Source organism: Brevibacillus sp. B_LB10_24 (genome assembly GCF_046036945.1).
In the GTDB taxonomy this organism is placed as follows: Bacteria; Bacillota; Bacilli; order Brevibacillales; family Brevibacillaceae; genus Brevibacillus_C.
The window spans coordinates 174057-184199 of sequence record NZ_JBJQOQ010000008.1 but is presented as its reverse complement, the minus strand read 5'-3'; the positions used below and the strand labels follow the sequence as shown (position 1 = coordinate 184199).

Sequence of the window (10143 nt, the reverse complement as noted above, 5' to 3'; positions counted from 1 at the left end):
CTCTTCGTCCGCCTCGGACAGAGGCTGGGGAAATGCGTTGTTTTTTCATGTGATCAGTGGCGGCCATAGGCAGCTGAACAGGCCCAAAGACAAATCCCGCGATCCGACAAGCTCGATATCTCTCACAAGCTGAGGAATTCCATCCCGAAAAGAATGCTCAACTCCTTCGAGCGTTCGGACAGTTGCCTGTGGAAATTTTGCTGCATACTGTCCAAGGTGTGCATATGGGACGATTTGATCGCCGCGGCTGTGGTAGAAGAACATCCGTGGGATTTCGGGCAATTGTAGGTGAAAATCTTCCTGAAGGACAAACTCGCCGCTCCGCCACCCCTCGTCCTCCCCCCAAAAGGGCGCTGCGATACAGAAAAGCCCGGCAATGGGCTGCCGAAAGGAACTCTCAGAAAGGTATTTCAGCAGAACAGAACCGCCCAGTGAATGTCCGATGAGAATCACTTCCCTGTCGAAGGCGGAGAATTCTTGATCAAGCTGTCTTTTCCACAGGACATACTCCGGTTTTTCCGGGTTGGGCATTTGCGGATGCAGCACTTCGTAATCCGGGCCAAGCGCAGAATGCAAATAGGCGATCAGGTCACTGCTGCCTTGACGATGCCCTTGTGGTCCCGCGCTGTGAATGAATACGACTCGCTTTTTCATCTTGATAAGCTCCTGTTAAGGTATTTGATCCTTTTCATTATATAAGGTAATCTTGATTTCCATTTCTTACAGATTGCTCTTCCTCTCATCCTTCAGCCGCAAAAAAAAAGCTGCCGTACTCGCTTGACGGCAGCCTTCAGTATGAAGCTTATTCAGATGAATCAGTGGAACCGGGATCCGCATTGCCCTTTACCAGTTCCAGGCGGGGAACAGAGCCTTCGCCCTTTGGCCCGTCGGACTCGACGAAGTATTGCAGAGCGGCCATCTTGTTTTCCCAGAATCGCTCAAAATAAGCGAGCCATTGATTTAATTCGCGCAGCGGCTCCGGCTCAAGGCTATACCTCGTCTCCCGGCCGATTTTTCTTCCTTTGACCAGCCCGGCGTCAGCCAGGATGCGCAAATGCTTGGATACGGCGGTACGACTCATCGGAAAATGTCCGCTGATAACAGTGACGGGCATCTCCTGATCGCCAAGCAATCTCAGCAGCTCGCGGCGAGTCGGATCGGCGATCGCTTGAAAAACGTCATGTTTTTGCGATGCAGCAACCATTTTTAAGCCTCGACGTACGTACCCAGCTTTTTGTGCAGCCCGGCCCAGCCTTCGTCCATTCGACCGCGGATAATCGTGTGGGGTGCCCCGAATTCGGTCACCGTGTCGGCATCCCAGCCGGAATGGATGATCGTCACTTCCGTTTTCCCGCCAAGATCTTTCAATTCAAAAGTGAGAGTCCAGTCTTTTGCCCATCGAAAAGACAGGCGATTGGGCGGATCCACTTCCGTTACCTTGCAAGGGGACATGCCGAACTCGCCCGCATTTAAGTGAAACTCATAGCCAACTTCCGCTTTCATATCATTGGGCATAAACCAGGCAGAAAGTCCTTCCGAGGTCGATACGGCGTCCCATACTTTGCTGATTGGAGCGTTGAATACACCCGTATGCCGGATGTCAGGCAGCGTATTTTGCGTATTGTTTCCCATTACTGTACCTCCATCGTTCATAATATGAAACTATTTGGTTTCGTTTTGCATTATATACAACCATTTGGTTTCATGTCAAGCTCATGCTGTTACGAGCTATTATGAACGTTAAGTCAGCATATTACCCGTCAAAGCTTGCGATCAGCGGCCGATTTTATCTGCCGCCGCTAACCGTGATGATCTCTCCCAGAATGTAGTTGGACGCATCTGAGGCTAAGAAGCAGATCACCTCTGCTATTTCCAGCGGCGATGCTGCCCGTTTCAAGGGAACCGCGGCTGCCATTCGCTCGAGGCGGTTAGACTGCGGAGCAAACTTCTCATGGAAGGGGGTCTCGACCATGCCCGGGGCGACACCATTTACAATAATCCCGTGTTCGATCAGTTCCCTCGACATCCCGATCGTCATCGTGTTCACTGCCCCTTTTGTAGAAGCGTAATGGATGCTTTCGCCAGCGCCGCCGAGACGAGCCGCTGCCGAGGACAGATTAATGATCTTGCCGCTTCCCCGCGGGATCATATCCTTTAATACCTCCTGCGAACAGAGCAGTATGCTTTTGACGTTGAGTGCGAAGGTCTCGTCCCAAAGTTCCTCCGTCAGTTCCATGAACGTGCTTTGCTTCACGCCTCCTCCGGCGTTGTTCACCAGCACGTGAACGGCTCCGTAAACTGAAACAGCCTCTTGCACCATCGCCTCTACCTGCTCTTTTCGCGTCACATCTGCCCGAATGGCGACACATTCGCCGCCGGACTCCCGAATCGCCGCGACGGTCTCGGCTGCTCCCTCTTTGTTTGTGTTGTAGTTGATGACCACCTTCGCCCCTCTCGCAGCCATCAATTCTGCCGTTGCCCGGCCGATTCCGGAACTGGCTCCCGTTATCAGTACGGTTTTCCCGTGTAAAACTCCCATCTTCACCCCTCCTGACTCATGTACCCACAGCTTACCAGGCAGGCCATTCCCACACCATAGTAATTGTAATATTGCGATAAAAATACAGCTTAGAGAGAATCGGAACAGCAGAGTTGGAACACTCTGTTTTACAGTGCGCCTGGGCTCCCCGAAACATCCCTGTCGCGGTCGGCCGGCAGCATCAGGGACAGCAGAATCGTCAACGCCGCAGAAATCAATACGCCCCAAAGTATCCCCAGAACGACGGAACCGATCGCACCCGACAACAAGCCGGCGCGGGCGCCCCACGGGGAGACGCCGCTGTTTTGCACGCCCATCTCAAACCGCTCCTGTCTGCGCCGTTTCCACAGCAGTCCGACGATCAGCACCGGGATCACACCGCCGCCAGCCATGGTATACGCCATTGAAAAGAGGCCGATGATCGAACTGGCCCACAGGGCGGCGCCGACTGCAAAAACGCCGACAAGCAGTACGCACCAGCGCGTATATTTCACATATTGCGCCTCCGATTTGCCGGTTGAATGAGGGATCACCAAGTCGTTGATGATGACGACGGCTGCGGAGTGCAGCAGGGAGGCCGCGCTGGAAATGGCGGCAAGGAATACGAGCGTAAAGAAGATGATCGCCGCCGCCTGTGTCATTTGCTCCATGATCAGCCAAGGCAGGGCTTGATTCGCTTCCAGGTTGGAATTTTGCACTTTGGCGACCATGCCTGCTATCGTGGTCAGGCAGGTAAAGACGATCGCTACAATGCCGCTGTAAAACATGGCACGGGAAGCAGACTTTGGCTCTTTGGCGGCAAAACAGCGCTGCCAGTACACCTGGGCGGCGAGCACGCCGAAACACCCGGTGATAAACAGCGTAGCCACTTCCCCAAACGAAAGATTAAACTCGATGAGATGGCCTGCTCCGACTTCTTTCAGCTTCGCTGCCAGCGTCCCATAGCTGAAATCCACTTTGGCAAAAACCTGGAAATAGAACCAAACGGCGAGAGCGAGAATCAATCCCCCCTGTATCAGCTCCGTCCACACGACTGAATAAATGCCGCCAACCGTGGTATAGATGATGAATACGATAGAGAAAACGAGGATCATCGCCAAAGGATCAGCGCCAGTAAAGACAGCGAACAGATCTCCCATGCCTTTTGCCTGGCCGCCGATCCACGCGATCATGATGCTGGCTGTCAGGATCCCGATCAACGCTCGCGACACTTTGTCGCGCAGCAGAAGGTCATTCATCAATTCGGCTATTGTATTGTAGGTGAACTTCGCGGCAAAACCGGTAAACACCAAAGCGAAGACAATCTTTGCCCCCTGTTCTCCCACCACGAACGGGATGTTGGCCAGACCGATCTCATAGCCTTTGGCCGAGTGCCCCACAAAGTTGCCCACCCCCATGATCGTCGCGATGTCGGTAAACAGGATGAGCGTGAATGGCAGCGTTCCGCCGGCAATCGCAAAATGAGCGAAACTGGTGTCCGCTTCTTCTTTAAAACGAAACGATAAAAGCAAGAAAAAAAGACACAGTACTGCCGTGATGATCCATGTCCAGGCGGCTAGGTTCATCTCATTCCCTCCTCATTATTGTTAATTTTCAGACTATTATATCTCTAATTTTAGATAATGCGAAAGAGCTTCGAGATAAAACCAAAAGAAACAACTTGCCTGACAGCAAAAAACACTCTCAAACGAGAGTGTTCGTCTTCCTTTCCATCCTTACAGCCTTACCATCGAATCGTTCAGCTTTTCGGCCATTTGGGCAAGTTCTGCTATGGCGGCTGACGTTTCCTGGGCGCTGGCGGAGGTCTGTTCCGTGATGGCCGCGATGCTTTGGGCCGCCAGCATGACTTCCGCGGTTTGGGCTGCCTGCTCCTCGCAGTTGGACGCTACTTCGGTCACTTTAAACGATGAGTCCTCGACGAGCTGGACGATCTCGTTGAAAGCTTTTTCTGCTTGTAAGACCAGTTCGTTTCCGCTTTTCACCGTTTCGACTGCTGCGAAGGTGCTGGTCTGCATTTGCTTGACCAAGGCAATAATTTCCTTGGTGGCATCCCCGCTTTGCTTGGCCAGTTTGCCCACTTCATTGGCCACTACGGCAAAACCGCGTCCGTGTTCACCTGCCCGTGCCGCTTCTATAGAGGCATTCAGGGAGAGCAGATTGGTTTGGTCGGCAATTTTCCGGATGGCTCCGATAATATCGTCTACTTTTTTGGAGCTCTCAAACAATTCGTTTACCTTTTCAGTAATCTCTTTCATCCCGGCGATCGCCTGCTGCATCATCTGGCCTCCGTCAGCAGCGACTGACACCGTCTGACTGACGAATTCGCTCGTCTTCTCGATATTCCCCGACACCAGGTTGATGGCTTCATTCATCTGCTCCATCATCTCCGATACCTGGGCAACCGAGCCGGCTTGCTGTTGGTTGCCCCGGGCGATCTCATCGACGCTTGCCGTGATCTCCTCTGCTGAAGTAGCGACGATCTCCGAGGATTTCTTGATCTCCATCGTCACCGTGCGCAAATTTCTGTATATGATAATCGTCAGCGCAACCCCAACCGCTATCGCGACCAAGCCGACGGATGCGACAAAGAAGAACGAGAAATGAAAGATAGAAAGAGCATTCTCGGCGGCTACCATTGAGCCTGTTTTATTGAGGTCGATTAATTGGGCAAGTGATTGGTTTGTATCATTCCATACCGGCAGACTCTCCCGGATCAGCTTGCTCGTCTGGACAAAATCGTTCGTCCGTGCTGTTTTTATGATGACCGGGATGGACTGCAGGCAAGCCTGCCAATCCCGGTTGAACTTGTCGTACAACGCTTGTTCCTCATCCGAACTGATAAGGGGCTCGTACTCTTTTTGCCTTTTCGCCATTTCTTCCAACAGTTGGTTTAGTTCCTTCTCGATTTCGTCCATGCGCGATTGATCCGATTCAAGCCCGATTCCTTGAACCAGCCTGGCAACATCTGATACAGCCCCGTTCATCCAGCCCATCACTTCTACACTGGGCATCCAGTTCTGTTTGATTTCTTCTGTCTGGTCCCCCATCCGGGACATTTGAAAGACTGCTAATGCACCTAAAAATAATAAAAGGCCCAGAATCACGCAAAATCCGGTAATAACTTTCTTTCTAACGGTCATGTTTGGTTTCCCCCAATGATGTCGAAATAGATGATGAACTAAAATACATTACCCGAATTTAATCAGATCAAACACCAGGTGCATTGGTAAATGTATCCAATATCAACAACTATATCGAATCGAGTAGGCCCATGCGAACGCATGGGCCTCTCACAGAGCCGGACGTCAGACTGTCTAACAACTGAATGCTGAGCAGCTTTAAAACGTGGGTTTATGCAATTTTGCTCAAATAAACATCGTGAATATTGGATTTCGAAAGAGCTGAGTCTCTGAAGAGACGTATGAGTTCCTTCACTCCCTTTATTTTGATCATTCTCTTGAGATTATAGGCAAGACAATTCAGATTGGTCTCAGTGCCTACTGATGCCAGCCCTCGTGTTAAAAAGTATGTATATCCCCAGTGACCGGCGGTGACGTTTCACCTCGTACGCAAAAGCTTGGAAGACAGCCCGGCAGCCTGGCATCGCGCTCATTTTACTTCCATGCCGATGCGCCGGATGTAGACATCATACTGAACGCTGATGGGAAAGCGGGGAAACTCCTCAACCCAGTTGTGGTTCACCCAATAGTCCCGATAGTGATGGCCGTGTATCGCGAGCCCCAGCTTTAAAATGTCACTCTTCATGTCCTTCTGCAGCATGCTGATCAGCTTGGCGGCCCGTTTTTCCATTTCCTGCTTGATAACTTGCTCGTACTTGCGAATGACGCCGTCGTTAATGAAGTTAAGCGGAAAGGTTGCTTCCACAAGATCACACTGCAGCCTGCACACGTAACGGGCCTGCAGGCTGCCTTTTTGGTCTCCTGCTTTTTCCAACTTTAACTTCGTCCTGACAAAATGGGGACGAACGGTGATATACGCTCCTTTTTTACCTGGAATTGGGATTACGATGTCGCCTCCCGTTCTGTTGTCCCTGAGCTGATTGAGCACCCAGGTCTGAGGCTCCGGCAGCACCCCGACCATCTTGTCCTCGAGAAAGACCGCGACCCCTTTCCAGATGATTTCATCATTGTGCGTCTCCATGTAGTTCAAGTAGGCCTGCATGGTCCTGCTGGAATCTTGGATGTAGAAATTCCCCAGCGTTTGCGCCGGGATCGAGCCGGTTTTTGTGCCGTTCTCGATCATGGACATGATGTAAACGATCGGGATCTGCTCCAGCTTCGGGTTTACTTCGAGCAGATGGGCTGCGTCTTTTTTCACCACGATTGGCCAGAGCAGCCTTCGCATCTCAGGGTCGCGGCGAAATCCGTCGGTAATCTCCCGCAATCCTCTTCGTGCCACCTCTTCGCTGACCGCCACCACGCGGGCATGGCCGATGAAAATTTTCTGGTTCAGCCGCTTTTGCAGGTTGCTGATCGCCTCTAGCACCGTATGGCCGGTGGAGCTCATCACTCTGACGGGCGATCCTCCGCCTTTGCCTCCGGTCTGGCCGCCGCTTCCCGCGATCTTGATCGGAATAGGTATCTGTAAGGTCACCTTTAACAGGCTCGGATTCCCTTTCGCAACATCGATCCCCATACCCAACACGGATATCCGCTCCTCCAGCTCCCGGCGGTCCCAGCAGCCGCCGAGCAGCAGGGATAGCGCGAGAAGCAGCGCTGTCCAACATCTGGCTTTGCTCATCTCGCCACCTTCCCTTTTTCCTTGGTGCGGTTTCCCTGCCGTCTGATGAGCGAGACGGTCAGGTATAACAGCGGCAATCCCAACCCGGCAGCCATGCCAATATAGCCTGACACGTGGGAAACCCGAAAGATTTGAACAATATTGTGCGGGATCAGCGCAAGGTAAAACAAAGGGATCATCAACAGCAGGGACATGATTCGCTGAAAGACCATGCCTCTGCCGAATAACTGCCGCAAGCCTAGGTTAAAGGCGTAGTAGGTATTGCTGATCGTGGTGAAGACGGCGGCCACCCATACGCCCAAAAAGGCCGACTCCAGGCGCTCGAGCACCAGTCCGGGCATCTGGGTCGTCTTGACGATCTCCAGTGTGGGCCAGGTCAGCTTCTGCATCTCGTCACTGCCGAATACGGCGATCCCCGACACGGTGATCAACGTGTAGACGCCAATCGCCAGCACGATGCCGATGAAACCAGCCTTGGACTTCTGCGCAATGGGCTGGGCAAAGGCATAGAAGATCAGCATGACTTCGTACCCCTGATAGGAAAAGGCCGTTTCCATCGAGCCTTTGAATACGTCTAGGGGCGAAGAGGAAAACAGCGGCAGAATCAGATCCCAATCCGCTTTTTGAAAGGACAGCAGGCCGATGATCAGGACGGGAAAAAGGATCAGCAAGAAGAGAAGCTCATTGACCCGTGAGACCACCTCTACATCGTGAAGGCAGAGAAAGAGCGCCAGACAAAACATCGTAATGATGATCGCCTCGATGGGAGTCTCCCGCAGGACCGAGGTTACCACCACCTCGCCGAACAGGCGGGAGGTGATCGCGGTACCGACGTACAGATGGCCGAGATAGAGCAGTACCCACGGCAGGCTGATCAGTTTGCCCAGCCATCTGCTTTTTCGCGTACCCCAAATTACCTCGCTGTACTGGATAAATGTCAACCCTGGATATCGCCGGCTTAACCAGGCAATCAAGAGGGTAGCCGCCAGGGCGATACTCCCGCCTAACAGCGTGGCCATCCACCCCCGTTCGGCCAACAACTCGGTAGATGTTCGCGGCAGAGTCAAGACACCGACTCCGATCAGCGTACTGGTGATCAGCGAAGCGAGCTGCCAGGTGGACATCGTCTTATCTGTCGATGATGATTGATGCCGGCTCATTTATCTCCACCCCAATTCTGGCGGGAAGGATCGGGCGGATTGAACATTTCCGGCCGCTCCTTCATCCAAAAAAAGGGGGCGCGGAAGATGAAATCCCGCATGCTTTTCAAATAGACCGGACTGATCGGCGTCATATACGGGATGCCAAAAGACTTCAGCGCTGACAGGTGGATGGAGATGATGATGAGAAACAACATGATCCCGTACAAACCGAACGCTCCGGCCAGTATCATCAGCGGAAAGCGCAGCATCCGAATGGCAATCGCCGCGCTGTAGCTGGGGGTGGCAAACGAACCGATCGTCGTCAAGGCGACGATGATCACCATGATCGGACTGACCAGACCTGCCTGCACCGCGGCCTGTCCGACGACAAGCGCCCCGACGATGCCGATCGTCGGTCCGATCGGTCCCGGCAGGCGGATGCTGGCCTCGCGCAGGATCTCCATCGTAATCTCCATCAAGAACGCTTCGACCACAGAGGGAAACGGAACAGTAGAGCGCCCTGCCGACATCGCGATCACCAGCCGGGACGGGATCATCTCCGGATGAAAGGAGCTGAAGGCGATGTAGAGCGACGGCAGCAGCAAGGCAACAAGCAGGCTGATCGTGCGGATCAGGCGAATCATCGAACTAATCAGGAATCGTTCGTAGTAATCCTCAGCACTTTGGTAAAACTGGGTAAATATGGCTGGTGCGATCAGCGCAAACGGCGTTCCCTCGGTCAAGATCGCCACCTTGCCTTCCAGCAAATGGGCCACCACCTTGTCGGGACGTTCGGTGGCTTGAATCTGCGGAAAAGGCGACCAGGTGTTGTCCTGGATCATCTGTTCGATGTAACCGCTCTCCAGGATGCCGTCGATTTGAATCCCTTTTATCCGATTGGTAATCTCCCTTACCACATCTTCCGGGGCCAGATCTTCGATAAACAGGATGTTTACCGGCGTCTTCGTCCGCTCCCCGACCTGGATCAACCTCACACGCAAAGCCGGATCCTTCAGCCGTTTGCGAATGAGCGAGATGCCGTCTGAGAGCGACTCGTTAAAGCCCTCTCGCGATCCGCGGATAAGCGCCTCTGACTGCGGTTCTTCGATGCTTCGCTTGGCATAATGAAAGGTACCGCAAACGATCGCTTCCGTTTTCCCCTCGATCAGCAGAATGGACATGCCGGCGAGCAGATATTCCACCAGTTTTTGCATTCCCCGCACAGATTCCAATGTATGGATGGCCGGCCTTTCGCGGTCGTCCAGGGGTGAAGCCAGGTATTCCAGAATGAACTGGTCAATCACCTTTTTGTCTACCAAGGTGTCGAAATACACCAGTACTGCCTTTTGGCCGTTCTCCTTGGGACCGATCACAAAATGCCGGGACAAGAGGTCATCGCTTGAACCCAATAAACGTTGTATCGTCGTAACGTTCGCTTCCAATTCGGGTGAGACAGGGATATCCGGTACCTTGTCCATACTCTTTTTGGAACGTTGGTGCCACGCTTGGTCACGGAGCGTCTGCTTCCTATGCTTCCAGGCCTGCCAAAACCCGCTCATCCGAATACCCCCCTTTTCCAAATCATGCTTTGGATAGTTTACCCAATTGGAATAAAAAAACTCACGCCAAAACAGCCGGACAGCTGGGGCCGACGAAAAAAGCCGTACCCTTTTGGATACGGCTTTTTTCGCTTACAAGGAT

The 10143-nt window shown here is 52.8% G+C and carries 9 protein-coding genes and 1 pseudogene; all 10 read right to left on the bottom strand.

The window, feature by feature from the left end:
- Window positions 1-45: 45 nt before the first annotated feature.
- The gene (locus tag ACI7RC_RS10410; RefSeq protein WP_408108172.1) at window positions 46-654 is read right to left on the bottom strand and encodes an alpha/beta fold hydrolase; all 609 of its coding nucleotides are present in this window, start codon (window positions 652-654) and stop codon (window positions 46-48) included.
- 148 nt (window positions 655-802) lie between these two features.
- On the bottom strand, window positions 803-1204 hold the full coding sequence (locus ACI7RC_RS10405; RefSeq protein ID WP_408108171.1) for an ArsR/SmtB family transcription factor: 402 nt from the start codon (window positions 1202-1204) through the stop codon (window positions 803-805).
- 2 nt (window positions 1205-1206) lie between these two features.
- Complete coding sequence (locus ACI7RC_RS10400; RefSeq protein ID WP_408108170.1) at window positions 1207-1632, bottom strand: SRPBCC family protein; 426 nt, start codon at window positions 1630-1632, stop codon at window positions 1207-1209.
- Window positions 1633-1786: 154 nt separating this feature from the next.
- On the bottom strand, window positions 1787-2539 hold the full coding sequence (locus tag ACI7RC_RS10395) for an SDR family NAD(P)-dependent oxidoreductase (protein ID WP_408108169.1): 753 nt from the start codon (window positions 2537-2539) through the stop codon (window positions 1787-1789).
- Window positions 2540-2667: 128 nt separating this feature from the next.
- Complete coding sequence (locus tag ACI7RC_RS10390) at window positions 2668-4104, bottom strand: sodium:solute symporter family protein (protein ID WP_408108168.1); 1437 nt, start codon at window positions 4102-4104, stop codon at window positions 2668-2670.
- 150 nt (window positions 4105-4254) lie between these two features.
- Complete coding sequence (locus ACI7RC_RS10385) at window positions 4255-5679, bottom strand: HAMP domain-containing methyl-accepting chemotaxis protein (protein ID WP_408108167.1); 1425 nt, start codon at window positions 5677-5679, stop codon at window positions 4255-4257.
- Window positions 5680-5890: 211 nt separating this feature from the next.
- Window positions 5891-6076, bottom strand: a pseudogene (locus ACI7RC_RS10380) (hypothetical protein); the annotation flags it as partial.
- Window positions 6077-6148: 72 nt separating this feature from the next.
- Window positions 6149-7300 (bottom strand): Ger(x)C family spore germination protein, encoded by a 1152-nt coding sequence (locus ACI7RC_RS10375; protein WP_408108166.1) that lies wholly within the window; start codon window positions 7298-7300, stop codon window positions 6149-6151.
- Window positions 7297-8460 carry a GerAB/ArcD/ProY family transporter gene (locus ACI7RC_RS10370; protein WP_408108165.1) on the bottom strand — a complete coding sequence of 388 codons (1164 nt, stop codon included), beginning with the start codon at window positions 8458-8460 and terminating at the stop codon, window positions 7297-7299. The genes ACI7RC_RS10375 and ACI7RC_RS10370 overlap by 4 nt, the downstream gene beginning before the upstream one ends.
- A complete protein-coding gene (locus ACI7RC_RS10365; protein ID WP_408108164.1) occupies window positions 8457-10001 on the bottom strand; it encodes a spore germination protein in 1545 nt (514 codons plus the stop codon). The genes ACI7RC_RS10370 and ACI7RC_RS10365 overlap by 4 nt, the downstream gene beginning before the upstream one ends.
- Window positions 10002-10143: the final 142 nt, after the last annotated feature.